Genomic DNA, 26,953 nt, shown 5'->3' on the forward strand with positions numbered 1-26,953 from the left:
TTCGTATGGAGCCTGACCCGCGTTTCACGCTCGCGAACGAGCGTACTTTCCTCACATGGCTGAGCACCGCGCTGGCACTCAGCGCCGGGGGCGTCGCCATGGCGGCGCTCCCCGACCACTTGTTCGTCCCCTGGGTGCGCACCGCCCTGGCCGTGGTCCTGGTCTCGCTCTCCGCGCTGGCGGCGGGCATGGCCTATCCGCGCTGGCGCAACATCCAGCGCGCGCTGCGCGAGCGCGCGCCGCTGCCGCCGCCCGCCCTCGCCGCCGTCTTCGGCTACGGCGTGGCGGCGGTGGCGGTGATCGCCCTGGTGGTCATCGTGATGGGCGCCTGATCCGCCGATGTCCGAGGAGATCTGGGATCCCGGGCTGCAGAGCGAACGGACCCGCCTGGCCTGGGTACGCACCGCCGTGGCCCTGTCGTCGGGCGGGCTCGGCGCGATGGGCCTGTCCGCGCGGCACGGGCTGCCCCTCGCCGTCGTCGTCACGTTCGTACCGGCCGCGCTCTGCGGTGCCGCGCTGCTGCTCAGGACCAGGACACGGTTCCGCCGCGTACAGGAGGCCCTGCACGGCGGCCGGCCCGTCGACGCCGGGCTGGACGCGCTGTTCGCCTGGCTCGGCACGCTCAGCGTGGTGGCCGGAGCGCTCGCGTTCGTGCTGGCTCTCGCCTAGCTGGTACGGCAGCGGGCGGTCACATCCTGAGCTGGTACGGCAGCGGGCGGTCGCGTCCTGACCTGGTCATCCGATGCCCGCGCGGCCGGATCCGATCATGGCCGCGTCATCCGATGCCGCGCAGCCGGGTCCCGTCCTTCTCCAGTGAGCCCACGACGAGCAGGCCCGGTCCCGTCATGAGCCGGGCCGTGGTGTTGCGGCCGCAGCTCTCTCCGCATCCTGAGGGGTCATAGGGTTGCCGGGCGCGTATTCGGCCGGTGGCGACGTCGAGCGTGAGCAGCTGCAGAGCGGGTCGGGCCGGGTCGTCCGCCGCGTCCTCCGCCGGGCCCAGCAGCAGGTACGCGATGCCGTCGCGGCTCACCGCGTCGATCGGCGCCCAGCTCGCGAGCTCGGTCATCCGCTGCTTCCAGCGCACCCGGCCCGTGGCCAGGTCCACACCGATGGCCGGCTCGCCCGGATAGACGATCGTGCCGTCCGCGACCAGCGGGAACCGGTAGTGCTCCAGCTGCTCCGAAGGCAGGGGGTGCTCCGCCGTCATCGCGCCGGTGTCCGCGCTGAGCAGCGCCGCGGACCGCGTCGCCGTCTTCTCGTCGGCGGCTGTCCGGGAGTACGCGACCCAGAATCGGTCTCCGGCCGAATGGATCGGCAGTTCCAGTCCCAGAGGCCGCGCGGCCGCGTCTGCCGGGGGCCGCCATGTCCAGCGTTGCCGCCCGTCGGTGGTGGACAGCGCGATCACCATGTCCGCCTCGGGCCTGGCGCGGCAGCTGGCCAGCAGCGCGGCGACAGGACCGGCCACCGCCACAGCCGTGGCGATCTCAGGGCAGTCGTTCTCGAGCTTCGCCGTGCTCCACCGCCACAGGGGCAGCCCGTCACGGCGATTCAGCGCGACGAGCTCGCCGCCCAGGGCGGTGTTGTCGAGCAGCAGCACATCGCCGCCGTCGACCAGGCGGGGCAGCCCAGCGACCGGGCTCATCCGCAGCTCGCGCCGCCAGCGCTCCTGGCCGGTGGCGGTGTCCAGGGCCACCACCAGCGCGCCGGTCAAGAAGTGGTACGACAGGACGGTCATGAGCCCGTCGGTGGTGACCACGACACCCGCGAGGTCCTCGTCCCTGGTGACGTCGTCACGCTCATAGGACCACAGCGGGCGGCCGGTGACGGCGTCCAGCGCACGTACGCCCCCGCCCTCCGGGACGATCACGTGGCGACCCGCGGCGACGGGCTCGACGATCAGCCGGAACGGTTCCGTGGGCGCTTGCCAGCGAAAGCGGCCGAGCTGGGACGGTGGGGCACTGGGTAAGGCAGGCAGCGCCGTGCTGGTGATGTGCCGGACGAAGCGGCCCTCGGTGTACCAGCCGACGGCGGGGACGGCGCCGACCACCACGAGCAGCAGGACCGCCGAAGCCGCGGCGATCGGGATCAGTGCCTGGCGCGGCGGCGTACGGCGCATCGGGAGGAGCGGCGGCGTGCGGCCGGCCGGGAGGAGCGGCGATGTGCGGCGGATCGGGAGGGGCAGCAGCCAGCCGGCGGCAGCGGCAGCGCAGGCGAGCACGGTCAGCGGCCCGCCCGCTCGGATGCCTTCGTCCGGGGTGATGTCCAGCAGGACCACCGTGGCGATGCCACCGGCCAGGAGGGCGGCGCCCGCGGCCGTCAGCTGCGCGCCGACGGATCTGGCCGCCGCCGGGTGGTTGTCGGCTGCCGGGCGGGCCGGTAAGGCCCCGCCGGCGCGCGCGACTTCGAGCCCCGCACGCGACGTCGCCGTCTCGTCATTCCGGCGCATGGCCGACAGCGCCACTCCGGCGCTGGTCACCGGCCCGAGGGCCAGGATCACGACCCACGTCGTCGTGTCCGGGGGATCCTTGGCCAGGCCGGCCCAGGACCACGGAACGAACAACGCCGCCGCGACACCGATCCCGCCGAGCGCGACCAGGCCCGCGCCGGTCAGCCGTACCATCGCCCGCCAGTCCACTGATCCTCCCCTGGGGGCGCCGATCACAAGGCCGATCACAAGGCCCCGCGAGGGTATTCGTCACGTCGGTCCCAATGGATCACCGCCGAGGCGCCAAACCACCGGGCGCCGGCCACGCTCAGGCGGCCATACTCGGGCCGTCACCAACCGGCCATGCTCAGTCCGCCACCAAGGTGAGCATGCCGCCGGGCTCGCTGCGGATCCGTCCCCCGAAACCGCGCCCGGCCCTGTCGAGGGTCACGCGCAGCCACTCGGCGTCGTCGGGCGCGGCGTGGCGGAGCCGTATGTGCCGGACCCGCAGCGGTGCCATGCGCAGGGCGGCAAGCCGTCCGGAGTCCGGATCGAGCGAGACGAGGTAGAGCAATCGCAGGTCGCCGCGGTACTCCTCGTAGCCGCCGATCCCCTCGTAGTCGTCGATCATGTCGCCGCAGCCGTACAGGACCAGGTGGCCGCGGTAGATCTCGATCGGGCGCGGATGGTGCGAGGAGTGCCCGTGCACCACGTCGACGCCGCCTTCGATGAGCGCGTGCGCGAACTCGACCTGCTCCCGGGAGACCCAATACCCCCAGTTGGAGCCCCAGTGGATGGAGGCCACCGCGATATCCCCCGGCCGCTTGGCCCGCCGTACCCGTTCGGTGATGTCGGCCGCGGCGGCCGGCGACGGCTCCGGCACGTAGTCGACACCGGAGCGGTCCGCGGTCGCCGCCCAGTCCGGTGGCACACCGCTGGACGGCATGCCGAACGAGAACACCAGCACGCGCCGCCCTCCTGGCAAAGGCACGGCCACCGGACGGCGCGCCTCGTCCAGGTCCCTGCCCGCCCCGGCGGTCGCGAGCCCGGCGGCGGCCAGCGCGTCGAGCGTCTCGGCGAGCCCGTCGCGTCCGAAGTCCAGCAGGTGGTTGTTCGCCAGCGCGCAGACGTCCGGCCGCGCCACGGCCAGGCAGGGAAGGTTGGCGGGGTTCATCCGGTAGTGGATGGCCTTGCCCGGAGCGTACGCGCCGCTCGTGGTCACCGTCGTCTCCAGGTTGACCACCCGGACGGCCCGCGCGTGCGCGTCGAGGATCGACAGCGCGTCGCCCCAGGGCCAGGAGAAGCCGACGGGGCGCGGAATCGGTCCGTTGGCCGCCTCGGCGAGCTCGACGTAGACGCGCGCGTCGTCGATGTGCGGCTCGCGCAGGGCGGGATCACCGGGATGCGGCAGGACCTGGTCCACCCCTCGGCCGAGCATCACGTCGCCGCAGAGGCACAGGGTCACCAGGTCAGCGCCCATGCCTCCATGGTATGGCGACTGTCATTGGGGGCGGTTGCCAGTTCGCGACAAATAGGACGACACTCGAAGAAGGGGGTGACTCATGGAAGAAGAGCTCAAGATCCTGCCATTCGAGTGCCGCGGGTGCTGGCATGTGTGGGAAGAGGAATACCTCGTCAGGCGCTTCGACGATCGTCACGGCAACGAGCGCGAGATCTGGTTGCGCTCCGGTGTGCCGGTCCCACCGCCTTCGTCGGGCGCCATCTGTCCCAACTGCGGCTGCCAGCAGGCGACCATGTTCCCGGAGGGCTATCTCAGCCGGCATCCAGAGCTGAGGCCGCCGGCCGAGCCGGTTACGCCCGACGCGACACCGCTCCTCAGTCCGGTCCAGAGACGGGTTTACCCTCTCTAACCTGACAGTAGGTGAGCATTTCATAGCCCTGAGTGTCATAGTGCCGCCTTGTCGGGTGACGGGGCGGGGTGGACACTCTAATCGGATGGCGGTACGTGACCGGGGGTGGTCCTGGTGCGGGATGGGTTCAACACCCAGGAGACATGGCCTTTCGAGTGCATGCGCTGTTTACATGTCTGGGAAGAGGAGTACGTCGTCAGGCATCTCATGGACGACTACGGCAACGAGGTGACGATCTGGCTGCGGGCCGGCGTGACCGTGCAACCGCCCTGGTCAGGCATGTCCTGTCCGGGCTGCGGGGCGTACCACGTCACGTCGTTCCCGACGGGATATCTGTCACGTCACCCCGAGCTGGTGCCGGTGCCGGTGCCGGAGCCCATGGTGGAGGCGCCCGCCGTGGCCGCCGGGTCCGCTGCGGCGGCGAGGCGGGTGCCCATGGTACGGGCACCCCTCCCCGGACGGCTCCTGCTGGCGGTCGGGCTGCCCGTGGCGTTGTTCGTCGGCTACGAGCTGTACGAGAACATGACGCGCGTGGTGCACCCGCACTGACGACAAGGACAGCGGGGTGCACGGCACCCCGCTGTCCTGCCGTCAGCTGCTGAGGCTGTCCAGCCAGGCCTGGTGCAGGCCGGCGAAGCGGCCGGATGCGGCGATGAGGCGGTCCGGCGGGCCGTCCTCGACGATCTCGCCACCCTCCATGACCAGCACCCGGTCGGCGATCTCCACGGTCGACAGTCGGTGGGCGATGATCAGCGCCGTGCGGTCGGCGAGGATCGTGCGCAGCGCCCGCTGCACCAGCCGCTCGCTCGGCACGTCGAGGCTGGAGGTCGCCTCGTCGAGGATGAGCACCGCCGGATCGGCCAGGAACGCCCTGGCGAAGGCCACCAGCTGACGCTGACCGGCCGACATGCGCCCGCCCCGCTTGCCCACCTCGGTGTCGTAGCCGCTGGGCAGGGCCGAGATGAACTCGTGCGCGCCGATCGCCTTGGCGGCCTCGCGTATCTCACGGTCGGACGCGCCGGGGCGGCCGAACCTGATGTTGTCGGCGACCGTACCGCTGAACAGGAAGTTCTCCTGCGTGACCATGACCACGGCCTTGCGCAGCGTGGGCTCGTCGAGCGTACGCAGATCGACGCCGTCGAGCAGGACACGGCCCGCGGTCGGGTCGTAGAAGCGGGAGATCAGCTTGGCCAGCGTCGTCTTGCCCGCGCCCGTCGAGCCGACCAGCGCGACGCTCTGCCCCGCCGGAATCGTCAGGTCCAGCCCCGGCAGGATGGGCCGGTCCTCGACGTAGGCGAACCTGACGCCCTCGAACCTGACCTTGCCGCGCGCCTTGGGCAGCGCCGCCGGCTCGCGCGGCTCCGGTACGGCCGGCTCCTCCTCCAGTACGCCCGACAGCTTCTCCAGGGCGGCGCCCGCCGACTGGAGCGTGTTGTAGAACTGGCTGATCTCCTGCATCGGCTCGTAGAACTGGCGCAGGTAGAGCAGGAAGGCCGCCAGCACACCGACCGTGACCTCGCCGTGGAGCGCCAGCCAGCCGCCGTAGACCAGCACGACCGCGACGGTCACGTTGCCGATCAGTTTGATGCCCGGCATGAACACCGCGATGAGGTGCATGCTGCTGGCGTTGGCGCCGCGGTAGTCGTCGTTGAGCTGCTTGAAGATCTCCTGGTTGCGCGGCTCCCGGCGGAAGGCCTGCACGGCGCGGATGCCGGTCATCGACTCCACGAAGTGCACGATGACCAGCGCCACCGTCTCCCTGGTACGCCGGTAGACGATCGCCGACTGGCGCCGGAACCACCGGGTGAACAGCAGCAGCAACGGCAGCGGGATCAGCGCCACCAGGCCCAGGTGGACGTCGAGCACCAGCAGCAGCGCGGCCGTGCCGAACATGGTGAGCACCGCGGTGACCAGGCCGTCGAAGCCGGACTGCAGCAGCTCGGCGATGGCGTCGATGTCGGAGGTGAGACGGGAGATGACGCGGCCGGAGGTGTACTTCTCGTGGAAGCTCAGCGACAGCCGCTGGAAGTGGTCGAAGACCCGCCTGCGCAGCTCCAGCAGGATGTTCTGGCCGATGCGGCCCGCCATCTGCAGGAACACCTGCCGGGTGAGGGCCTGCGTCACCGCCGCCGCCAGGATGACGCCGACGACGGTCAGCAGCGTGCCGGGGCCGGTGCCCTTGAGCATCGGCGGGATGCCCGCGTCGATGCCCACCTTCACCAGGTAGGGGATCGCCAGGCCCGCCAGGTTGGACACGATGATGATCCCGGTGAGCAGCGCGATCGCCTTGCGGTGCGGCGTGAGCAGGTCGCCGAGCAGCCTTCGGGAGCGCTCCCGAAGTAAGACCGTCACCGTCTCGGACAGGTCGTCCTGGTTCTCGGAGGCGACGCCCCGCCAGTCGGCCGCGCTCGACGTCGTCGTGGTGGTCGTCATCGGAGGGCTCCTTCCGAGGGGTCGAAGTCGGCGTCCTGGGCGAGCAGCTCGCGGTATTCGGGCACCTCGTCCAGCAGGTCGTGATGCCGTCCGACGTGCGTGATCGTGCCGTCTCTGAGCAGCGCCACCTTGTCGGCCAGCAGGACCGTGGAGGCTCGGTGGGCGACCACGATGCCGGTCGCCTCGCGCAGCACGTGGCGCAGCGCCTCCTCCACCAGCGCCTCCGTCTCGACGTCGAGCGCGGACAGCGTGTCGTCGAGGACCAGGATCCGTGGCCTGCTCAGCACGGCCCGCGCCAGGGCGAGGCGCTGCCGCTGGCCACCGGACAGGGACATGCCCTGCTCGCCGATCCGGGTGTCGAGGCCCCACGGCAGGTCGTACACGAACATGGCCTGGGCGGTGCGGATGGCCTCGTCGAGCTCCTCCTCGGTGGCGTCCTGGCGGCCGAGCGTGAGGTTCTCGCGCACGCTCATCGAGAACAGTGTCGGCTCCTCGAACGCCGTGGCCACCACCTCGCGCAACGCGGGCAGCGACAGGTCGCGTACGTCGTGGCCGTCGATCGTCACCCGGCCGGCGGTGGGGTCGATGAGCCGGGGTACGAGCGAGGTCATCGTCGTCTTGCCCGAGCCGGTGGCGCCGACGATGGCCACCGTCTCGCCTGGGCGTACCTCTAGCCACACATCACGCAGCACCGGCTGGTCGGAGTCGGGGAAGCGGAACTCCACCCCCTCGAAGCGCAGGTGGCCGCGCGGCCGCTCGATCGACCCGGAACCGCCCTCGATGGCCGGGACCGTGTCCATGACCTCCATGACCCGGTCGGCGGAGGTCATCGCCTCCTGGGCCATCGCCAGGATGTAGCCGAGGCTGGCGACCGGCCAGACCAGCTGCAGCATCAGCGTGGTGAAGGCGACCAGCGTGCCCAGTGTCAGCGAGCCGCCGCCTACGGCCAGCGCGCCGAGCAGCAGGACCAGGGCGAGGGTGAAGTTGGGGATCACCTCGAGGAAGGTGAAGAAGCGGGCCGACAGCCGCACCTTGTCCATCGAGGTGCCGTAGACCTTGCGCGCCGAGTCGTCGAACTGGTCGAACACGTGGTGACGGCGGCCGAACGCCTTGATCGTCCGGATGCCGATCGCCGACTCCTCGACGACCGTGGCGAGGTCGCCCTGCTCGTCCTGCACCTGGCGGGAGATCCTGATGTACTTCTTCTCGAAGCTCAGCGACACCAGGATGATCGGCACCGCCGAGGCGGCCACCAGCAGCCCGAGCGGCCAGTACATGTTCAGCAGCAGCACCGTCACGGTGGTCAGCTGCAGGATGTTCATGACCAGGAAGAGCATGCCGAAGCCGAGGAAGCGGCGGATCGTCGACAGGTCGGTGGTGGCCCGCGACAGCAGCTGGCCCGACTGCCAGTCGCCGTGGAAGCCCATCGGCAGGCGCTGCAGGTGCGCGTAGAGGTCGTCACGGATCTGGGTCTCCAGCCCGAGGACCGGGCCGGTCTGCGTCCAGCGCCTGAAGAAGATCAGGAACGCTTCGAGCACGCCCACGCCCAGGGCGACGAGGCCCAGGGGGAGCAGGGCGCCGGAGTCGCCGCGGAGCACGGGCCCGTCGACGACCTCCTTACCGACGAGAGGCAGGGCGATGCTCGCCCCGATGCCGATGATCGCGGCCAGCCAGATGAAGACCAACCTGGCGACATAGGGGCGGAGATAGGGCTTCATCCGCCACAGGGCATTGGAGGAGAGTGAGGTGAAGATGGGCAGGGGGCGGCGAGGAGAACGCGTATCGGGAGGCATCCCATCCAGGCTAATACGTTGGATCAACCGATTTTCTGGCGCCCACCGCCTGCTCACTGCGGCCAAAGTGGAACAGTTTTGCATCCGCCCAGCCCATTGAGCGCCCTGGCCTGAGACCCGTGGGGTGATATATCCGGATGCGGCGCGAGGCGCCGATGGAGTTGACTGCCCCGCGTGAAAACTTCGGTGAGCGATTATGCGGGCGAGACGGATCTGCGGGCGATGCAGGAGCTGAGCAGCCGCCTGTGGTCGCCGGCCGCCCGCTGGCACGTCGGCGATCTGGCCTGGGGCCGCTTCCAGCACACCGGCAGGGAGCCGGAGTGGCCGACGCGGCTGTGGCGGGCGGGGGAGCGGGTCGTGGCCTGGGGCTGGATCGAGCTGCCCGACCATCTCAACCTGGCGGTCGATCCCGCGTACGACGGGAGCGGTCTCGTTGACGAGGTGCTGGACTGGTTCGCCGCGACGACATCCGGCGTACGGCGGACGGTAACGGTGCTCGAATCCGAGGCCCACCTTTTGCCCGCGCTGGCCAGGCACGGTTACCGGGACTCCGGTGACGGGCCCTTCTTCGTCAACATGACCCACGACCTGCGCGACCTCGCCGATCCCGAGCCGTCGCCCGGCTACCGGCTCAGGACGGTGGGCGAGGCCGACGTGCCCGGCCGCGTCGCCGCGCATCGGGCCGCCTTCCACCCCTCGCGGGTGACGGAGGAGAGCTACCGGGTCGTACGGGGCGCCTGGCCGTACCGGGCGGACCTGGACTGGATCGCCGAGGCACCCGATGGGGAGGTGGCCGCGTACTGCCTGATCTGGCTGGACCCGGCCCGGCAGGCGGCGGAGATAGAACCGGTCGGCACCGTCCCGGACCACCGGCGCCGCGGCCTCGCCCGCGCGGTCTGCCTGGCGGCCCTGCACGCGGCCCGGAGCGCGGGCGCGACGCAGGCCGTGGTGGGGCCTCGTGGAGACGACGCCTACCCGGTCCCGGCGCGGCTGTATCGCGGCCTCGGCTTCCACGAAACCACCAGAAGCCGCCTCCTGCACTCCTGACTATGAAGCGGGTGCGCCCGACGATCCGCGCGCTTCGCGAGGATCTCACGATCCCTCTGCCCCCATCAATGACCCGCTCGACGAGATCGACCATCCTCCCCTCGCCAAGGCGAACGAGCAGTTCGCTGATGAAGGCACCCGGCATGAGCGGATTCGGGCGATCGATGATGAGATCCTCCTCAAGGTCAAAATACAGCGGTGGCGCGGTGCGGTCTGGACCGAGCAGACCCTGCCCTGGTTGATCGCCGCAGGGTTGCGGGAAGAGGGGGCCGGCGACGATTTCTACGTCGCGCTGGAGAAGGACGCCGTGGCTGCTCGCGCCCGCTACAACGCCGCGCACACCAAACCCCTCTCCTCTTCCTCCTACGTCCGGTGGCTGCTGCCAAATAGAGATGACTATGAGCGATACCAGTTGGAGGCGGCCACCCGGCTGCGCCGTCGCCTGAACACGATCGTCTGTGACTTGGTGCGCGATTCACTGCGTGACGGGCATGAGCATGTCGCCGACATGCAGACCTTCGTCTTGGGTATCCAGGTCCGCGCGGAGGACGGATACGCCACCTATGTCGCAGTACGGATCGTCGGGAGCGCCGCCGACGACATCGTCGCGGTGATCCTGGCCCGCGTACCCGGCTGCGACCGCGACTCCTGGGGGTTCGAAGACAGGCTTCCGAATCGTCCCCTTTACGGAGCTGAGCAGGTCTGGTCCACGCTCATGGATCCGTCCGCCGCCGCCAAGATCCTAGAGGAGGGCGACGTCGATCGCCCGACGTGAGGCACCTGCTCGTCTGGCTCGCGGAAGGAGCACGCGGGCGGCTACGGGTGTGTGCCTGCTCAGCCGGTTAACCCGTGGCGGGTCGCGTAGTGGGTGGCCTCGACGCGGTTGCGGACGCCGATCTTGGTGAACGTGTTGTTGATGTGCGTCTTGACCGTGGCCTCGCCGATGAACAACGCCTCGGCGATCTCCGGGTTGCTCAGGCCGTTCGCGATCAGGCCGAGCACCTCTGCCTCGCGGGCGGTCAGGCCGTCGGGCAGTTGCCGGGCTCTGGGGCGCGGCGCGCGGTGCATCGCCTCCACCAGCCGGTCCGACACCTGGGCGGCGAAAGTCGACTGGCCCGCGACGGCCGAGCGCAGCGCCGCCGCGATCTCGGCGCGGCCCGCGTCCTTGGTCAGGTAGCCGCGCGCGCCCGCCCGGAGCGCGCCGGCGATCGACTCGTCGTCGGTGTAGGTGGTGAGCACGATGACGGCTATGCCGGGATGCTCGCCGACGATCCGGCCGGTCGCCTCCACGCCGTCCATCACGGGCATCCTCAGGTCCATCAGTACGACGTCCGCGGGGTGGGCGCCGTCCGTGCCGTTCGCGACGGCCGCGGCGTTGGCGGCCAGCAGGTCGAGGGCCTGGCGGCCGTCGCCGGCCGTACCCAGGACCTCGATGTCCTCGACCAGGCCGAGCAGGGCGGCCAGACCCTCGCGCATGACCTGCTGGTCGTCCACCACGACCACCCTGATCACTTCCGCACCTCCACGATCGGCCGTCCCCGCGTTCACCGCTCTGCTCACTCCGGCACCTCCGCGGTCACCTGCCAGGTCCCTTCTTCGTAGCCGGAGTCGAGTGTGCCGCCGGCCAGTGCGAGTCGTTCGCGCATGCCCGTCAGTCCGAACCCGCCCTCCGACCGGATCTCGGCGGGCAGCGGGTTGCGTACCCGCAATCGCACCACATCGGCGGTGAAGTCGAGCCTCATCGACACGGGCGCGTCCGGCGCGTGCTTGGCCGCGTTCGTCAGCGCCTCCCTCGCGGTCCCGACCAGTGAGACGGTGGCCGCCGACGACAGGCCACGCGGGATCCCGTCCGCGCGGAAGTCCACCGGCGACCGGTGGTCGCGCCGGTGCACCTCGGCCAGCGTGGCGAGCGCGTCGGCCAGCGAGGGGATGTCCTGGCGCAGCGCGGCCACCGCGGCGCGGGCCTCCGCCAGACCGTCCGCGGCCAGGCCGCGCGAGCGCCGCACCGTCGCCAGCGCGGCGGCCACGTCGTTCTTCTCCGCGAGCAGGGCCTCGGCCAGCTCCAGCTGCACGCCCAGCGCGCCCAGCGAGTGCGCGAGCACGTCGTGGATCTCTCGGGCGATCCTGGTGCGCTCGTCCAGCGCGGCGGCTCGCGCCTGCTCCGCCTGCGCGAGCCGGGTCTGCTCCAGGAGCCGTTCGGCCTGCTCCCGCCGTACGGCGTGCTGTCGGTGATTGACGCCGACCAGCGTGATCGCCAGCAGCAGCAGCGCCTGCCCGAACGCGCCGACGGGTGTTTCCCCGGAGATCGGCCAAGTCAGTACGGCCAGCGCCATCGTGCCCGCGCCGACGCCCACGATGGCGGCCACGGACGGGGTGGCGAGCGCGGCGAACCGGCCGAGGATGATCGCCGTGAGGAGCAGCGCCGTACTGTCCTCGGCGGCCCCGAGCGCCACGGCGGGCAGCAGCGTCGCCGCGCCCAGCAGCCCGGCCGTGAGCCGGGGCCGCGACCGGTCGAGCGCCACGAACAGCAGCCAGCACGCGGCGCTGACCCCGTACAGCGCCCAGATCCACAGCGCGCTCTCCCGCGCGGTGACCAGGGTGATGATGACGAACAGCGTGCCGAACACCTGCACCACCAGCCAGCCCGGCGCGATGGTGTCCGGCAGCGACCGCTTCTGTTCCATGCGCTTGATTCCACCAGGTACGGGCTGGTCAGCGCAGGCGGGTGATGAGCTCGATGAGAAGCAGCCGGTAGGCGATGAACCCCACCAGCACCACACCGGCGACCACCGCGATCCCGACCCACGTCTTGCCGTGCATCTTGCCTCCCTTGAGCGATTCCTGCGCTTTGTCGGCCGCGAACCTGAGCAGTTCGTTTCTGTCCATGACCGCGAAACTACGGATCGGGGCGGGTGGAGCGGCACCGTCAGATGGTGGAGATACGGGTGGAGAAGTGGGGTGGAGCGCCTAGACGGCCGCCGTCAGGGCACTTGGCAGGCTCCTGCGTTAAGGAGGAGACGGTGACCGCGACGGAGAAGGCGGGGCGGCAGGCTCGGGCCGCCGCCAGGAAAGCGGCCGCGCATCCGGCGCTGAACCGGCTCGCCAGGATCGGGCTGGCCTGCCGGGGAGTGCTGTACGCGCTGATCGGGGTGCTGGCCGTGCGGATCGCGCTCGGCGGAGGAGGGGGTCGGGAGGCGGACAAGGCGGGTGCGATCTCGACCGTGGCGCGGTTGCCGTTCGGGGAGGTGGTGTTGTGGGTGATGGTGGCGGGGTTCGTCGCGCTGACGCTCTGGCAGTTGTCGGAGGCGCTGTTCGGCGGGCTCGGCGTGGCGGACCGGCTGGAAACGGTCGGCCGGACCGCCGTGTACGCGCTGATCTGCGGCACCTTGCTGAGCGTGCTGCGAGCCGGGAAGGCCACCTCTGACGACGAGAAGTCGCGGGACGCGACGGAGGCGCTGCTCGGCCTGCCGGGCGGGCCGTTCATCGTGGGCGCGATCGGGCTGGGCCTCGTCGCGCTCGGCGTCCGCTGGGGGCACCAGGGCGTCACCAAGAGGTTCCGGGACGAGCTGAACCTCGGCCAGATGTCCCCGCGGGCCCGCTCGGCGATGGACAAGCTCGGGTTCGCCGGGTACGTCGCCCGCGGGGTCATCGCCGGCCTGGCCGGGGTCTTCGTCGTCGAGGCGGCGATCACGTACGACCCGGACAAGGTGGGCGGGCTGGACGCGACGCTCAGAGCCTTCGCCGCGACGCCCGTGGGACCCTGGCTGCTCGTGGTGGTCGCCATGGGGCTGGTGCTGTTCGCGGGCTACTGCTTCGGCGAGTCACGCTGGCGCCGCGTCCGCTGACGCCCGCGTCCAGCGTTCACATGCCTATGGTCATCAGAGGCGGGGGTGGAGCAGGCCGGCCTCCCGTTGGATGGCGGCTGTGGCGGCGGCCAGCTTCTCCTCATCGGGGAGCGTGGTGTTGTCCTCGTACGTGACGCCCGCCGGCACGTCGTCCACCCCGACCGGGTCGGCGTCCCAGAAGTTGCCCCGGTAGACGACATTCTCCAGCGGCGGCGACACCTGCAGGACCGAGGTGTTGTCGGCGCGCGCGACCACGTTCTCCGCCACTGTCACCCAGGCGGCGCCGTAGTCGGTGTAGAGAGCGAAGTTGTACGGCGTGCGCGTGTCCTTGATGACGTTGCCGCGGATCACCGCGCCGTTGTCGTGCGAGTCGCCCTGCGGCCCCGACAGGTAGACGCCGCCGCCGTCGGCCAGTACCCCCATGGTGCCGACGGTGAGGTTACGCAGGATGCGGGTGCCCTCGGCGGGCCCGGCCACGATGCCGCAGTGGGGCACCTCCTCGACCTGGTTGTGGGCGACCGTGCAGCCCTTGGTGCCCAGCACCGCGATGCCAGGGGAGCCGGTGAACTCCAGGCCGGTGTGATGGATCCAGTTGTCCTCGACCAGGGGGTTCACGGCGCCGGTGACGGAGACGGCGCCGGCCGAGAGCGTGTCGAAGTCGCACCCGCGCACGCTGACGTCCGCGCCGCCGGTCAGCTCCAGGCCGGCGGCGCCCATGCGGGTGAAACGGCAGTTCTCGACCGCCACGCGTACACCGTCCTCGATCACCACGCACGCGGGGATCCTGGCCGACTCGCGCGGCACCGTCACCCAGGCCTGCCCCTCGACGAGCTCCACCTTGTCGACGGGGCCGCCCTCGTAGTAGCCGCTGCCGTGGTAGTGCAGGAAGCCCTCCGCACGGCCGGGCCGCAGCCAGGTGGCGTCGGCGAAGACCAGGCCGCGGAAGGACACCCCGCTCGTGCCGGTGGCCCGCAGCAGCGTCTCGAGAACCGGGGCGACCACGCGCGTACGGTCCGGCGCCTCTTCCGGAAGGGGAAGGTAGCGGAGGACGTGGTGACCGGGCCGCGAGCGGTCCAGGACGAAGGTGCCGGGCTCGGTGAGGAAGGTGACGTCGTTCTCGACCCGGGTGGGCAGGCCGGGGCCGCGGTTGATGTGGCCTTCCCACGCGGAGTTGTAGAGGTCGAGGGCCCACCCGAAGCCGGGCTGAGCCATGGTGATCACGCTCGCCCCGCCACCGTCCGTCCCAGTGGTGGCGTCGCTCGTCTCGGTGGTGGCTCCGGCGGTCGCGTCACTGTCCGTCCCAGCAGTGACATCACCGTCTGGCCCGGTGGTGATCGCGGCGACGCCGCAGCGGGCCTCGGTCCATGGGTAGACGCCGCGGTAGACGAACTCGACGTCGGCGGGGTTGTGCCAGGTTCGCGGTGCCGCGCTGTCGCTCTCGTAGCCGGTCTCCGTCATGGTCACGGTGCCCGGCAGACCGTCTATGGCGGCGCGTTCGACCCGGCGGCCGTCCACGTACAGCTGGCGCGTGTCCAGGTCACCCACGTCGGCCAGCCACACGCCGTCCTCGATCCGCCAGCCGGTGATCTCGCGACCGCCGCTGACGACGACCTCCTCCTGGTCGGCGCTTCCGTAGCCGTGGGCCTGGTAGACGATCCGGTGACCGTCACGGCCGGAGTCGGCCTCGGTGAGCTCGAACGGCGCGGTGAGCACGTGGGTGCCGGCCCGCAACTGGACGACGATGTCCCCGGTTACAGCCCCGGCGGGGTCTCGCGCGACGTCTCCGGTCGCGGTCCCGGCGGGGTCACGCGTGACGTCTCCGGTCGTGGTTCGTGCGGGGTCCCCGGTCGCGGTCCCGGCGGGATCCTCCCGTACGAGGTCTCGTACGGCGTCGCGGGCGCGGTGCAGGCTGGCGAACGGGCGCTCCGCGGTGCCGGGCCAGGAGTCGTCGCCCGAGGGATCGACGTGGAACTCGGTCATGATGTACCACCTCTTTGCAGTTTATGGTGTACACGAGGTATTACACCATAAACAAGGGAGGTGTCCATGACGAGAGGTGGCGCGGGAGATCCCGACGACGGGGTCGAACTGCTGTGGCGAGAGGGCGACATCGAGCCGCGACCAGGGCTGAGCCTGGGCCGGATCGTCCGGACGGCGATCGAGCTGGCGGACGCCGAGGGGCTCGAAGGGCTGTCGATGCGCAAGGTCGCGGACCGGCTCGGGTTCACCACGATGTCGCTCTATCGTCACGTGCCTGGCCGCGATCACCTGCTCGATCTCATGCGCGACGCCGTCATGGGCTCACCGGGCGCGGTGTCCACCGAGAGGGGCGGCCGGGAACAGGACGCGGGCGCCGAAGAGGCGGGCGGCCAGGAACGCGGCGAGGGCGCCGAGGAGGCCGGTGGGTGGCGGGCGCGGTTGGAGGCGTGTGCGCGTGAAGGGTGGCGGGTGCGAGAACGGCATCCCTGGCTGGCCGAGGTGCGGGGCACCCGCCGCGTGCCGGGACCCAACGCCGTCGCCCACTACGAGTACATGCTGAGCGCCGTCTCGGGCACCGGTCTCACGCCGGCCGAGATGATCGCCGTCGTCGGGCTCGTCGCCCGGTTCGTCGACTCCGAGGCACTGCGGCTGGCGGAGGTGGCGCGGACCGAGCGGCTCAGCGGGGTGAGCGAGGAGGAGTGGTGGGGCTCCCGCGACACGCTCTACGCGCGTCTTGAGCGCTACCCGACTCTCACGCGCCTGTGGGAGGAGGGCGGCTACGACGAGCCGGAGGACCCGTTCGAGTTCGGCCTGCGCCGGGTGCTGGACGGCATCGAGATGTTGGTCCAAAGGCGTGATGAAACGCGTGATGAAACCTGCCAGATTTGTGGTGCGCCGGTTGAGCGAGCCGCGTCGGGACGTCCGCGCGCGTACTGCTCCCGGGCCTGCCAGCAGCGCGCCTACCGCAAGCGCAAATCCGGCTGACCATCGCTTGTGCCAGCCAAAGGACCAGCCGGGGCATTGGGCAAATAACCAGGCCCTCGCGCCGTCAGGCCCCGCGGCGGATCGCCACGATGGCCACGTCGTCCTCCCGCGCCCCGAACGCGCCCAGCAGCCGGTCGCAGAACTCCTCCAGATCGTCCTCGACCGTCTCGGCCACCTGCCTGGCCTGCTCCAGGCTGTCGTCGAGCAGGATGCCGCGGTCCTCCACCAGCCCGTCGGTGAACAGCAGCATCGTGGCGCCCGCGGGCAGCTCCAGCCGGTTCACCTTGTAGTCCTCGTGTGCCACGCCCAGCAGCAGGTTGCCCAGCCCCAGGTAGTGGGCGCTGGGTCCGGCCAGCATCGGCGGGATGTGCCCGGCGTTGGCCAGCTCGACCTCGCCGGTCTCCGGGTCGATGAGCAGCAGGCAGACGGTGGCCGTCATGCCGGAGTGATAGCGGCGCAGGACCTTGTTGAGCAGGTCCATCGAGGCGCTCAGGTCGACCGAGTCGATCAGCGAGGCACGCAGCGCGTGTCGCAGCTCGGCCATGATGGTCGCCGCGTGCAGCGAGTGGCCGGCCACGTCGCCGATCGCCACCAGCACCCGGTCGCCGACCCGCAGCACCTCGTAGAAGTCGCCGCCGACCTCGATGTTGTCCACGGCCGGCTGGTAGCGGAAGGTCACCTTCAGCCCCGGCACCTCAGGGATGCGCGTCGGCAGGAGGCTGCGCTGCAGGGTCAGGGAGATCGTGTGTTCCTCGGTGTAGACGCGCAGCGCGTCGACGGCCAGCGCCAGCCCTTGGCCGAGCTGCCTCAGCACGTTCAGCTCGTCGGCGTCCAGCGGAGGGTCGGCCTCCAGCCCCAGGTAGACGGGCGGCTGGCCCCTCTTCGTACGGCACAGCACGCCCGTCACCGGCGCGTTGAGCTGTACGTCGCTCACCAACGTGAGCCACTCGGCCGCCTCCACCGTGAAGATCTTGGCGCCCGCCGGCTCGCCCAGCGACATCGCGCTGAGCCGATCCAGCAGCTGGGGAGCGGCGGACCTGCTGCTGGCCGTCTCGCCGGGCCGGGCGCGGAAGCGGCGCATCCGGCCGTCGGGCGGCAGCGCCAGCGCGCCCGCGTAGCGGCCCAGCACGTCGACCGTGCCCTCCACGGCCACGGTCAGCAGCCGGTCGAAGGAGTCGGCCCCGTTCATCCGCAGCGTGACGTCGGCCAGCTTGGCCAGGCGCTCGGCCATCAGCTCCGCCCGCCGCCGGGCGCGGTAGTAGCGCAGCGTCGCCTCGACCGTCGCGGCGAACTCGGCCGGCTCGATCGGCTCCGACAGGTAGGCGTCGGCGCCGCGTTCGAGCCCTTCCGTACGGTCGGCCGAGGTGATGGCGTTACCCGACACCTGGATGACGGGGATCGAGGTCGTCGCCGGGTTCGCCTTGATCCGCTCGCACACCTCGAAGCCGCCGATGTCGGGCAGCCGTACGTCGAGCACGACCAGGTCGGGGCGGTTCACGGCGAGCATGGCCAGCGCCTCCTCGCCGCCGGCCGCCTCGACCACGATGTGGCCCGCCCTGCGCAGCCAGCTCGACAGGATGTAGCGCTTGGTCGGCGTGTCGTCGACCACCAGCACCGTCGCGGCGCCGCCGGCGGGCTCGAGCACCGTTCCGGCCGCGTGCTCAGTCATGATCCGTCCCCGCCGCGCCCCGGATGGCCTGGAGCAGCTGGTCGCGGCGCAGCCCCTGCTTGGACAGCACCGGGTGGCCGGACGGCGCGGCGTCGGGCCTGATCGTCACCACCACCACACCGACCCGCGCCAGGGCCTGGTCCTCGGCCATGCGCTGCAGCAGCGCGGTGCCGTCCAGCCGCGGCATCAGCATGTCCAGCAGGATCACATCCGGCGGGCGCGCGGTCATCATCTCCAGCGCGGCGACTCCGTCCGCCGCCTCCTCCACCTCGACGGCGAAGCCGTACAGCATCCTGCGGGCGGCGGCGCGGAACGCCTCGTCGTCGTCGGCGACCAGCACCCGCGCGATCTCGGGCGTGCCGTCGTGGTACGGCAGCCGCATCGTCACCGTGGTGCCCCGCCCGACGTCGCTCGCCAGCTCCAGCGTGCCGCCCAGCGCCTCGGTGAGCCGGCGGGCGTACGGCAGGCCGAGCCCGGTGCCCTTGACCCTGACCTGGAGCGCGCCCGGCACCTGGAAGAACTCCTCGAACACGGTCGCCAGATACTCCCGGGGGATGCCGATGCCCGTGTCGGTGACCGTGATGACCACCTCGCCGGTGGCCGCGTCGGCGTGCGCGCTCAGCCGTACCTCGCCCTCCTGGGTGAACTTCAGGGCGTTGGACAGCAGGTTGCGCAGGACGCGGACCAGCATCCCCTCGTCGGTGTAGACGTCGCTGACCTCGGGCGCGACGTCGACGCGCAGCGTGACGTCGCCGGGCCCGCTGGTGGGCTGCATCGTCAGGCGCAGGTGCTCGGCCAGCGTGGGCAGGTGGACGACCGACGACTGGGGGTCGAGCCGCCCGGACTCGGCCTTGGCCATGTCGAGCAGCTCGCCGACCTGCTCCAGCAGCGTCTCCGCCGAGCCGCCGATGAAGCGCACCTGACGTGACTGCTCCTCGCTGAGCGGCTCGCTGCCGGGCCCGATCATCAGCCTGACCAGGCCGATGATGGAGTTGAGCGGGGTACGCAGCTCGTGGCTGACCGTCGCCCAGAATCGGTTCCTGGCCTCGGCCGCCTCGCGGAGCTGGGAGGACTTCTCGTCCAGCTCCCCGTACAGGGCGACCACGCCGCGGTTGGTCTCCTCCAGCTCGGCCGACAGCTGGTTGTACAGGGCCATGACCCCGGTGTTGGTCTCCTGCAGCTCGGCGTTGAGCCGCAGGACGTCCTCCAGGGTCGCGGCAAGCTCCTTGTTCTGCTGGCGCAGCTCGTCCAGGGCGCTGACCGGTGCCATCCCGGCCAGGCGCTCGCGGATCTCGTCGATCGGGAGCCGCGGGGAGTGGGGAGGCAGCCGCTTGGCTATGGTGACGCGACCGTGTTCGGCGTCGAGGGTGACCACGTCGACCAGGCGGCCGGCCAGCGCCAGCCCCTCGGATCGGGCGAAATTCGCGCCCATTGCGTGATCCATGGTGATGAGCAGTTTCCCTTCATCGAGCGAGAAGACGACGGCCGCCCCGGTGCCGAGGAGTTCCCGGCAGACCTCGCTCAGCGCGGTCGCCACCCTGACCTGGTCCTGCGCCTCCAGACCGGCCAGCTCGGCGACGGCCTTGCCCAGGCGGCGCACCACGAAGACGTCATGGTCGTGTTCGAGCGCGGCCCTGGCCAGCTCAGTCGCGGTCATCGCCGGGCCTCACGGTCACCACGCAGGCGTCGTCCCGGCGGCTGCCCGCCTCGCGCAGCAGCCCGGCGGCGATGACCGCGGGGGAGCGGGCGAACAGGCCCGGCATGGCGGCGGGGTCCCACCGCTCGGTCAGACCGTCGGAGTGCAGCACCACGGTGGCGTGCTCGGGCAGCTCGAACTCGTACTGGCGCAGCTGCCGCGCCTGGTGTCCGGCGATGCCGGGCACCGAGATCATCCCCCGGCGGCCGTCGGCGCCGGCGATCCAGCCGGAGATGTTGCCCAGCCCGGCGTAGGAGACGGTGGTGGCCCTGACGCGGGCCACCGCGACCGCGCCTCCCCGGGTGTGGGCGAGGCCCCGATGCAGGCGTTCGAGTGTCGCCAGCGGCTCCTCGCCCGCCGTCCGCAGGAACAGCTCCACCGCCGTCCTGGACGCCTGGGCGGCCAGCTCGCCGTGGCCCAGGCCGTCGCACAGCAGGATCGTCGTCTCGGCCGTGGCGCCGTCGCCTGTGGCGGCGATCGCGAAGGAGTCGCCGCAGACCGTCTCCTCGCCGATGGGGCGCGTCAGGCCGCTGGCGTACGGCGCCGAGGTGGGCGCGGCGGTGGCGGCGAAGCGCATGACCAGTACGGTGCCCTTGCCGGGCAGGGAATGGACGTCGTACCAGGAGGAGATGCGGGCCATCGCCCCCATCCCGATGCCGAGGGTGCCGGAGGTGGAGTAGCCGTCGCGCAGGGCGCGGGCGATGTCGGGCATGCCCGGCCCCTTGTCGATGGCGATCAGCTCCACGACGGCGGGGTCCCCGGGCTGGGAACGGACCATGACGACGCCCTCCACCGCGTGCTTGACCAGGTTGGAGACGGCCTCGGTGACCGCGACCGCCGTCTGCCCCGTACGCTCGCCGTCGAACCCGGCGGACTCGGCGAGTTCGACGGCCATCCGGCGTACGGTGCCCACCGCGCTGGAGTTGTCCGCTCGCACCCAGGTGTCGTCACGCGTGTAGCTCACCGGCACCATGTCATCGAGCCCATTTCGTCACCGTCGCCGTCGTGCCCTTTCCGGGAGCCGAGACCAGGTCGAACTCGTCGACCAGCCGTCGGGATCCGCTCAGGCCCAGCCCCAGCCCGGTGCCGGTGGTCCAGCCGTCGGTGAGTGCCTGCTCGATGTCGGGAATCCCCGGCCCCTCGTCGCTGAAGGTGAGTTTAAGGCCGCGGCGCGTCCCGTTCTCGACGATCTCGATGCGAGCCAGGCCGCCGCCGCCGTACACCAGTGCGTTGCGGGCCAGCTCGCTGGCCGCGGTCACCACCTTGGTCTGGTCGATGAGGGACAGTCCCACCTCGACCGCGACGCTCCGGACCCGCTGGCGGACCATGACGACGTCGGAGTTGCTGGCGATGGGCAGTTCCCAGCCGCCGGTCACGACGTCGCGCCTCTCACATGGTCGAGCAGCGCGATTCCCTTCTCCAGGTTGAGTGCGGTACGTACGCCGCCCAGCGACAGGCCGAGCTCGACCAGGGTGATCGCGACGGCCGGCCGCATGCCGACGACCACGGTCTGGGCGTCGAGCAACCGCGACGTGGCGGCGATGGTGGCCAGCATCCTGCCGATGAAGGAGTCGACGATCTCCACCGCGGTGATGTCGATGATGACCCCGCGTGCTCCGTGGGCCACCACGGCGTCGGCCAGGTCCTCCTGAAGGGCGAGCACGCTCTGGTCGTCCAGATCGATCTGGATGGAGATGATCAGGATGTCGCCGAGCTTGAGAATGGGCACCCGGTCCATCAGACGTTCTCCGTCCGCACCGCGAGGCGGGTCGCCTTCGGCGCGATCACCTCGATGCCGCTGCGCCTGAGCGCGTGGGCCAGCGCGTCGGCCAGCGAGGCCTTGGTCACGATGTCGCCGAACTCGATGCCGAGCGTGACGATGGTGTGCGCGATCTGCGGGCGGATGCCGGAGATGACGCACTCGGCGCCCATCAGGCGGGCGGCGACGACGGCCTTCAGCAGGTGCTGGGCGACCTGGGTGTCGACGGCCGGGACGCCGGTGATGTCGATCACCGCGTGCTCGGCGCCCGTGTCGACCAGCGTCTGCAGCAGCTTCTCCATCACGACCTGGGTCCTGGCGGAGTCGAGCGTGCCGACCAGGGGCACCGCCACGATGCCCTCCCACAGCTTGACGACCGGCGTGGACAGCTCCAGCAGCTGCTCGGCCTGGTCGAGGATGATCCGCTCGCGGGCCGTCGAGTACGTCTCGAAGGTGAACAGGCCGAGGTCGTCGATGAGCCTGGAGAACCAGATGAAGCCGCGCAGCGCCTCGGCGCCGCCGTCGCTCTCGACGGCCTCGTACATCGCCTCCTTCAGGCCGAAGACGGCCCTGGCGGTGTCCGCGGGGGTGTAGCCCTGGCGGGCGCGGGAACGTGACAACTCGGCGAGCAGGCCGCGCATGTCGGCGAGGTCGCCACCGTTTTCGAGGGAGGCGAGCAGCGCCCGGTAGATGTCGTTCAGCTCCTCGCTCGACGCCTTGGAGATCAGCGTCCACCGGTGCAGGATCTGTGTCTCGTTCTCGCGGAGCAGCTCTTCGATACGTCGCCTGGCGACATCGGCATCGACGGTCAAGGTCACTCCTGGGAGGGAAGTTTCACCGGCATTGCCGGGGATGCTAACGACACTGTTCCGCTTCGGCGGGCGGTTAGCGAGATAGCCCGCTTCATGCGTTGAACGACCTTATCTGACGATATAGAGGGATAAGTCCTGCTTTGCGAGATAGTGATCCACGGCCGATCAGGCGAATCCGGCGCCCTCCGCCGGGCGGGCACCCAGCCTGGTCAGCAGCCGTACCATGCGCGGGGCGTCGAGCGGATCCACCGGCAGCACGTGGCCGGTCCACCAGCGGGCGATCTCGGGTGTGGGCCCCTGCTGGATCATCGGCAGATAGTCGTCCAGCGGCGGATCATAGACGAAACCGGGCACCACGCCGAGCCGCTCCAGCCCGGCGACGATCTCGTCGCGGCTCTCGACCAGCAGCGGCACCCGCAGGAGCGGACGTACGGGGGATTCGCGGACGCCCGCCGCCACCCACGGGGTCCGGCGCAGCACCTCGACCCCGGCCAGGCGGTGCTCCCGCTCGCGGTCGATCGCCCGCAGGCGGGCGCGCTGGTAGCGGCAGAGCGCGGGGCCCGGGCGCATCCGCCAGCCGTCGTGGTCGATCCCCAGCCACGGGTCCATGGCCGTCAGGTTTCCCTTGACGGCCATGAGGGCGTCCTCATGGGGCGCGGGGCGGTGCCCGCTCCACTTGACGATCCCGAGCCGCCGCGACAGGTGCCACATCAGCCGGACCGTGCCGGTGCGGTGGAGGGTCTCGCGGAGCATCGGCTGCACCACGGCCTCCAGTTGGTCGCGCGGCTCGCCGGACAGCAGCAGCGCGTCTCTGGCCTCGGCCAGCGCCGCCAGCGCGCCGGGGTTGGGCGTGGTCAGGAAGCCGCCGGACGCCCGGCCGTGCTTGGCCAGGCTGTACACGCCGGCCTGGCCGAACGTGCCGGCCAGGCGCCCGCCGACCATCGTCTGGAGGGCGTGGGCGGCGTCGTCGATGAGGACCAGGCCGCGCCGCTCGCACTGCGTGATCAGATCCCTGATCTGGTCCGGCTGGCCGTACAGGTGAGTAGTGATGACGCCGGCCAGGCCGCTCCAGTTGACGCGCGGCGCGTCGATGTTGCCGTCGCGCCACGACACCGGCGCCATCACCGGCTCCAGGTCGGCGGCCAGCACCATGAACAGCACGGCCTCGGAGGTGGTGGGCGCGATCAGCACCCGGTCACCGGGGTCGAACCAGTGGCGTAACGCCAGCAGCAGGCCGAACCGGGCCGACGGCACATGCAGGCAGTCCTGGCCGACCCGGTGCCGCATGAGGTCTTCCAGCGGGCTCATCGGAGACCTCGCCGGACGGGGCGTTTCAGCATCCGTTCGGCCAGACCGTACAGGAAGGACCGGTCCAAGTAATCCCCTCCCTGATCTTGATCACTTTGCAGATTTATAGCAGCAGAGCCTCGATAGGGCTTAACGGGCGTAACGAAGTGATATCCGCTATTCGACGACGGTGGCCGCGCTGCGGCGCGGCCCCGCGTACCGCGCCAAGAAGCTGACCAGGACGCTCACCCGGTTGCGCCCGCCCAGCAGGTAGGTCAGGTGCAGCCCGATCCAGGCCAGCCAGGCGAGCGGGCCGTGCATGGTCATGCCGTTGGACAACTGCAGCACGGCCGAGCCCCGGCCGACCGTGGCCATGATGCCGGGATCGCTGTAGGAGAAGGGCGCCGCGGGACGGCCATGGGCCATTGCCAGGATCTGCCTGCCCGCGTGCTCGCCCATCTGGATGGCGGGCTGGGCCAGCTGCGGCAGCGGGTTGGGCGGCCCGGCCAGGTCGCCGGCGACGAAGATCTCCGGGTACGCCGCGACGTTGAGCGCCTGGGTGACCTCGATCCGGCCGCCCTTGCCCTGCTTCAGGCCCAGGTTCGAGACCTCGGCGGGCGCGGCGACGCCCAGCGCCCACACGGTGACGTCGCTCGGCAGCCGGGTGCCGTCGCTCAGCACGACCGCGTCGGGCTCGACCGAGGCCACCGTGCTGCCGAGCCGCAGGTGCACGCCGCGCTTGCGCAGCGCGTTCGCGGCCGCGTCACGCAGGCGCGGCTTGTACGGCGAGAGCACGTAATCGAAGCGCTCGACCAGGGTGACACTCGTCTGATCGGGTTTGATCTCCGGATAGGTCACCGGGAGCGTCCGCTGGCGCAGCTCGGCCATCGTGCCCGCGATCTCCACCCCGGTCGCGCCCGCGCCGACCACCACGGCGTGCGCGCTCTCGCGCTTACCCTCCGCGACCTGCTGCAAGAGGCTTTGCAGCCGTTTGCGCAGCACGATCGAGTCCTGGACCGAATAGATCGGGTAGCCGTTCTCCCGCGCGCCCTCGATGCCGTACCAGTTGGTGGTCACGCCGGTGGTGAGCACGAGGTAGTCGTAGTCGAGTGAGGTGCCGTCGTCGAACTCCACCCGCCGCTCGGCCGGGTGCAGCTTCGTCAGCGCGCCCCGCCGGGCCCGCGCCCGCCGATATTTCGCGGCGAACGCCCGCGTCGGGTAGGTGATGTCCCCGGCGGCGAGCCCGGCCGTCGCCACCTGGTAGAGCAGCGGCTGGAAGGTGGAGTAGGGGTGGCGGTCGACGAGCGTGACGCGCGCGCCGCCGCGGGCCAGCACCCTGGTGGCGTTCAGCCCGGCGAAGCCCGCGCCCACGACGACGACATGCGGCCTGGCGGACCGTGCTGGTTCCTGGACCATGGCGAGATGCCCCCTCCGGCGGATGCTCATAGGGTGCATATGGCACAGGAGGCAACTCTTAAACCATTCTCAGTTGGCGCCCATCTCGATGGTCTCGGCGACCTCGGCGTGCCGCTCGGCCTCCTCCTCGGCGAAGCGGGCCTCGTCGAGTTTGTCGGCGATGTCCTCGTCCTGCCGCATCAGCGCGTCGAGCGACTGGCCCGCCATTTCCAGCACGCCCATGTCCGCGTACGCCTGCTGCAACCGCGGGCTCCACAGCCCGATGTCCTTCACGCACGGCACGATCCGGCTGAACAGCAGCGACCGGAACAGCCGCAGATACTCCGAGTGCTCCGTGGCCACCTCGGCCTCTTCGACCTCCGCCTTCGACAGGCCCAGGTTCTCCCAGGTCTCCCGGCCCCTGAGCCGGTCGCGCATCAGGTAGCAGCCCTCGATGACGAAGTCCTCGCGCTCGCGCCGCTCGGCCTCGGTTAAGTTCCCGTAGAAGTCGCGCAACGCCATCCGGCCGAACGCCACGTGCCTGGCCTCGTCCTGCATGACGTACGCGAGGATCTGCTTGGGCAGCGGCTTGGTGGTGATGTCGCGCATGACGCCGAACGCCGCCAGCGCCAGGCCCTCGATCAGCACCTGCATCCCCAGATAGGGCATGTCCCACCGCGAGTCGCTGAGCGTCGAGTCGAGCAGCGACTTCAGGTGCTCGTTGATGGGGTACGCCAGGCCCACCTTCTCCTGGAGGAAGCGGGCGTACGTCTCGGCGTGCCGGGCCTCGTCCATGGTCTGGGTGGCGGCGTAGAACTTGGAGTCGAGGTCCGGGACCGACTCCACGATCTTGGCCGAGCAGATCATCGCGCCCTGCTCACCGTGCAGGAACTGCGAGAACTGCCAGGCCGCCCCGTGCAGGCGGACGTCCTGGCGCTGCTTCTCGTCCATCCGGTGCCAGAGCGGCGTGTCGTAGATGGCGATCGTCTGGTCCGGAATGCCGAGCACGTTGTACGGGTCGACCTCGAGATCCCAGTCGATGCGCTTGGTGGAGTCCCACTGTTTGTCCTTGCCCTTTTGGTACAGGGCCAGCATCCGATCCCTGCCGTCGTCGTACTCCCACGTAAACCTGCTGGCACCGGACATCTCCACGTCCCACGTGGAGAGCTCGGCCGGGATGGTGTAGAGATCGTGCGTCGACATGGGGTCCTCCGCAGGGGGGCTACGTACACCGTACGTCCACTGTCGAGGCTTGCACGTACGGCGTACGTACGTCAATAGAATGAGCTATGCCCACCGAGCCTCTCTCGCGGACCCGCATCATCGCCGCGGCGATCGACCTCATCGAGCGTGAGGGGGCCGACGCGGTGTCCATGCGGCGCATCGCCGCGGACCTCGGCGTCGGCGTGATGTCGCTCTACAACCACGTGCCGAACAAGGACGCTCTGCTCAACGGCGTCGCCGAGGCGGTGCTCAGCCAGATCGAGTTCACCGACGATCCCGACGCCCACTGGACCGACCGGGTACGGATGCAGGCCCGCGCCTTCCGCCAGATCGCGCACGGCCACCCGCGCTGCACGATGCTCGTCGTCAGCCGCCAGCTCCACTCCGACGCCGGGCTGCTGCCGGTCGAGCGGGCCCTGGCCACGCTGCGCAGCGCCGGGTTCGACGGGCTGGACGCGGTGCGGGTGCTGCGGATGTTCATCGCCTACATCGTGGGCTCGCTGCTGCGCGAGGTCGGGGTCACGCCCACCTTCGCCCCGACGCACGGGCAGATGGTCAACCCCGACGATGTCGATCCCACCCTGTTCCCCGAGGTGAACGGGCTGGCTTCGCTGCTGTCCAGCTGCGACCACGACGCCGACTTCGACTTCGGTGTCGAGCTGCTGATCCAGGCGATCGCGGTGCTGCCGAAGCGCAAGAGGGAGGGCACCCGGTGATCTCGGATGCCCTCCTG

Annotated in this window: 26 protein-coding genes; 9 read left to right on the top strand and 17 right to left on the bottom strand. The window is 70.6% G+C overall.

The genetic code is table 11. The annotated features are described in order from the left end of the window. Positions 1-5 precede the first annotated feature (5 nt). A complete protein-coding gene (locus ACQP2T_RS19340; RefSeq protein ID WP_225289460.1) occupies positions 6-332 on the top strand; it encodes a YidH family protein in 327 nt (108 codons plus the stop codon). Between the two features lie 7 nt (positions 333-339). Further along, positions 340-669 carry a DUF202 domain-containing protein gene (locus ACQP2T_RS19345; protein ID WP_397304365.1) on the top strand — a complete coding sequence of 110 codons (330 nt, stop codon included), beginning with the start codon at positions 340-342 and terminating at the stop codon, positions 667-669. A gap of 106 nt (positions 670-775) precedes the next feature. On the opposite strand, the gene ACQP2T_RS19350 is transcribed toward ACQP2T_RS19345, so the two are convergent. Together ACQP2T_RS19350 and ACQP2T_RS19355 are read right to left on the bottom strand one after the other, a co-directional pair. Next, entirely contained in the window at positions 776-2,635 is a 1,860-nt protein-coding gene (locus tag ACQP2T_RS19350; RefSeq protein ID WP_433517499.1) for a PQQ-binding-like beta-propeller repeat protein, read from the bottom strand. A gap of 157 nt (positions 2,636-2,792) precedes the next feature. Continuing rightward, positions 2,793-3,905 carry a CapA family protein gene (locus tag ACQP2T_RS19355; RefSeq protein WP_433517500.1) on the bottom strand — a complete coding sequence of 371 codons (1,113 nt, stop codon included), beginning with the start codon at positions 3,903-3,905 and terminating at the stop codon, positions 2,793-2,795. 82 nt (positions 3,906-3,987) lie between these two features. On the opposite strand from ACQP2T_RS19355, the gene ACQP2T_RS19360 reads away from it, so the two are divergent. Further along, entirely contained in the window at positions 3,988-4,296 is a 309-nt protein-coding gene (locus ACQP2T_RS19360) for a hypothetical protein (protein WP_225289464.1), read from the top strand. Between the two features lie 114 nt (positions 4,297-4,410). Beyond that, complete coding sequence (locus tag ACQP2T_RS19365; RefSeq protein ID WP_433517501.1) at positions 4,411-4,845, top strand: hypothetical protein; 435 nt, start codon at positions 4,411-4,413, stop codon at positions 4,843-4,845. Positions 4,846-4,887: 42 nt separating this feature from the next. On the opposite strand, the gene ACQP2T_RS19370 is transcribed toward ACQP2T_RS19365, so the two are convergent. Both ACQP2T_RS19370 and ACQP2T_RS19375 read right to left on the bottom strand, forming a co-directional pair. Next, positions 4,888-6,729, bottom strand: a complete 1,842-nt coding sequence (locus ACQP2T_RS19370; RefSeq protein ID WP_433517502.1) for an ABC transporter ATP-binding protein — start codon at positions 6,727-6,729, stop codon at positions 4,888-4,890. After that, positions 6,726-8,447: an ABC transporter ATP-binding protein gene (locus ACQP2T_RS19375; RefSeq protein WP_433517503.1), complete on the bottom strand. Its 1,722-nt coding sequence runs from the start codon at positions 8,445-8,447 to the stop codon at positions 6,726-6,728. Before ACQP2T_RS19375 ends, ACQP2T_RS19370 begins: the two co-directional genes overlap by 4 nt. A 261-nt stretch (positions 8,448-8,708) precedes the next feature. Here ACQP2T_RS19375 and ACQP2T_RS19380 point away from each other — a divergent pair, with 261 nt between their 5' ends. Beyond that, the gene (locus ACQP2T_RS19380) at positions 8,709-9,569 is read left to right on the top strand and encodes a GNAT family N-acetyltransferase (RefSeq protein WP_433517504.1); all 861 of its coding nucleotides are present in this window, start codon (positions 8,709-8,711) and stop codon (positions 9,567-9,569) included. Next, positions 9,481-10,344, top strand: coding sequence for a hypothetical protein (locus ACQP2T_RS19385; protein ID WP_433517505.1), 864 nt, complete (start codon positions 9,481-9,483; stop codon positions 10,342-10,344). Before ACQP2T_RS19380 ends, ACQP2T_RS19385 begins: the two co-directional genes overlap by 89 nt. A 59-nt stretch (positions 10,345-10,403) precedes the next feature. Here the strand turns inward: ACQP2T_RS19385 and ACQP2T_RS19390 are convergent, their stop codons facing one another. The 3 genes from ACQP2T_RS19390 to ACQP2T_RS19400 are packed head-to-tail and all read right to left on the bottom strand — an operon-like array spanning position 10,404 to position 12,455. Further along, positions 10,404-11,129, bottom strand: a complete 726-nt coding sequence (locus ACQP2T_RS19390; RefSeq protein ID WP_433517506.1) for a response regulator — start codon at positions 11,127-11,129, stop codon at positions 10,404-10,406. Continuing rightward, complete coding sequence (locus ACQP2T_RS19395) at positions 11,126-12,253, bottom strand: sensor histidine kinase (protein ID WP_433517507.1); 1,128 nt, start codon at positions 12,251-12,253, stop codon at positions 11,126-11,128. Before ACQP2T_RS19395 ends, ACQP2T_RS19390 begins: the two co-directional genes overlap by 4 nt. 28 nt (positions 12,254-12,281) lie before the next feature. Further along, positions 12,282-12,455 (bottom strand): hypothetical protein, encoded by a 174-nt coding sequence (locus tag ACQP2T_RS19400; protein WP_357941329.1) that lies wholly within the window; start codon positions 12,453-12,455, stop codon positions 12,282-12,284. Between the two features lie 134 nt (positions 12,456-12,589). Between ACQP2T_RS19400 and ACQP2T_RS19405 the strand changes: the two genes are divergently transcribed. Next, a complete protein-coding gene (locus tag ACQP2T_RS19405) occupies positions 12,590-13,414 on the top strand; it encodes a DUF1206 domain-containing protein (RefSeq protein ID WP_433517508.1) in 825 nt (274 codons plus the stop codon). Between the two features lie 33 nt (positions 13,415-13,447). On the opposite strand, the gene ACQP2T_RS19410 is transcribed toward ACQP2T_RS19405, so the two are convergent. Beyond that, entirely contained in the window at positions 13,448-15,394 is a 1,947-nt protein-coding gene (locus tag ACQP2T_RS19410) for a right-handed parallel beta-helix repeat-containing protein (RefSeq protein WP_433517509.1), read from the bottom strand. A gap of 66 nt (positions 15,395-15,460) precedes the next feature. On the opposite strand from ACQP2T_RS19410, the gene ACQP2T_RS19415 reads away from it, so the two are divergent. Continuing rightward, positions 15,461-16,378, top strand: a complete 918-nt coding sequence (locus ACQP2T_RS19415) for a TetR/AcrR family transcriptional regulator (protein WP_433517510.1) — start codon at positions 15,461-15,463, stop codon at positions 16,376-16,378. A 64-nt stretch (positions 16,379-16,442) separates the two neighbouring features. Here ACQP2T_RS19415 and ACQP2T_RS19420 read toward each other — a convergent pair whose 3' ends face one another. From ACQP2T_RS19420 to ACQP2T_RS19460, 9 genes are all read right to left on the bottom strand, one after another. Then, a complete protein-coding gene (locus ACQP2T_RS19420) occupies positions 16,443-18,047 on the bottom strand; it encodes a SpoIIE family protein phosphatase (protein WP_433517511.1) in 1,605 nt (534 codons plus the stop codon). Continuing rightward, the gene (locus ACQP2T_RS19425) at positions 18,040-19,704 is read right to left on the bottom strand and encodes an ATP-binding protein (RefSeq protein WP_433517512.1); all 1,665 of its coding nucleotides are present in this window, start codon (positions 19,702-19,704) and stop codon (positions 18,040-18,042) included. Before ACQP2T_RS19425 ends, ACQP2T_RS19420 begins: the two co-directional genes overlap by 8 nt. Then, positions 19,691-20,716 carry an ATP-binding SpoIIE family protein phosphatase gene (locus tag ACQP2T_RS19430; RefSeq protein WP_433517513.1) on the bottom strand — a complete coding sequence of 342 codons (1,026 nt, stop codon included), beginning with the start codon at positions 20,714-20,716 and terminating at the stop codon, positions 19,691-19,693. Before ACQP2T_RS19430 ends, ACQP2T_RS19425 begins: the two co-directional genes overlap by 14 nt. 1 nt (position 20,717) lies before the next feature. Next, positions 20,718-21,119, bottom strand: coding sequence for an anti-sigma regulatory factor (locus tag ACQP2T_RS19435; protein ID WP_393463626.1), 402 nt, complete (start codon positions 21,117-21,119; stop codon positions 20,718-20,720). Continuing rightward, a complete protein-coding gene (locus ACQP2T_RS19440) occupies positions 21,116-21,481 on the bottom strand; it encodes an STAS domain-containing protein (RefSeq protein WP_433517514.1) in 366 nt (121 codons plus the stop codon). The genes ACQP2T_RS19435 and ACQP2T_RS19440 overlap by 4 nt, the downstream gene beginning before the upstream one ends. Continuing rightward, positions 21,481-22,320 carry an STAS domain-containing protein gene (locus ACQP2T_RS19445; RefSeq protein ID WP_433517515.1) on the bottom strand — a complete coding sequence of 280 codons (840 nt, stop codon included), beginning with the start codon at positions 22,318-22,320 and terminating at the stop codon, positions 21,481-21,483. Before ACQP2T_RS19445 ends, ACQP2T_RS19440 begins: the two co-directional genes overlap by 1 nt. Positions 22,321-22,479: 159 nt before the next feature. Beyond that, the gene (locus ACQP2T_RS19450) at positions 22,480-23,622 is read right to left on the bottom strand and encodes a DegT/DnrJ/EryC1/StrS family aminotransferase (RefSeq protein ID WP_433517516.1); all 1,143 of its coding nucleotides are present in this window, start codon (positions 23,620-23,622) and stop codon (positions 22,480-22,482) included. 156 nt (positions 23,623-23,778) lie between these two features. After that, on the bottom strand, positions 23,779-25,047 hold the full coding sequence (locus ACQP2T_RS19455) for an NAD(P)/FAD-dependent oxidoreductase (protein ID WP_433517517.1): 1,269 nt from the start codon (positions 25,045-25,047) through the stop codon (positions 23,779-23,781). Positions 25,048-25,086: 39 nt separating this feature from the next. Further along, on the bottom strand, positions 25,087-26,199 hold the full coding sequence (locus ACQP2T_RS19460; RefSeq protein WP_357941351.1) for a ferritin-like domain-containing protein: 1,113 nt from the start codon (positions 26,197-26,199) through the stop codon (positions 25,087-25,089). A gap of 86 nt (positions 26,200-26,285) precedes the next feature. On the opposite strand from ACQP2T_RS19460, the gene ACQP2T_RS19465 reads away from it, so the two are divergent. Further along, positions 26,286-26,936 carry a TetR/AcrR family transcriptional regulator gene (locus ACQP2T_RS19465; RefSeq protein WP_433517518.1) on the top strand — a complete coding sequence of 217 codons (651 nt, stop codon included), beginning with the start codon at positions 26,286-26,288 and terminating at the stop codon, positions 26,934-26,936. Positions 26,937-26,953 lie beyond the last annotated feature (17 nt).

The organism is Nonomuraea sp. CA-143628 (assembly GCF_050942315.1).
GTDB lineage: Bacteria > Actinomycetota > Actinomycetes > Streptosporangiales > Streptosporangiaceae > Nonomuraea.